This window comes from Achromobacter sp. GbtcB20 (genome assembly GCF_019091095.1).
In the GTDB taxonomy this organism is placed as follows: Bacteria; Pseudomonadota; Gammaproteobacteria; order Burkholderiales; family Burkholderiaceae_B; genus Achromobacter; species Achromobacter mucicolens.
On the sequence record NZ_JAGXJZ010000838.1, the window covers coordinates 1 to 241 of the forward strand.

1 pseudogene is annotated in these 241 nt (G+C 66.4%); it reads right to left on the reverse strand.

Features of this window, described 5'->3' with window-relative positions:
- Nucleotides 1-241, reverse strand: a pseudogene (locus tag KVT32_RS31325) (DNA polymerase II); the annotation flags it as partial.

Sequence of the window (241 nt, forward strand, 5' to 3'; positions counted from 1 at the left end):
GCGCCATCAGGAATTCGGGCAGCCCGGTGTGCGTGAAGATCCGCGTGTCCAGCTCGCAGTGCTTCAGGTTGTAGCGCGCCAGCTCCGGCTTGTCCTCGGCGAACATGCGGTCGATCTCGGCCATGCGGTCGAAGGGATTGTCGATCGCCTTGCCCTCGCCCGGCAGCTGTTGGGCCACCGACTCCAGGCTGAACGAGGGGAAGCTCCAGGTGGCCGAGCGCAGCGCCTCGATGCCGTCGAT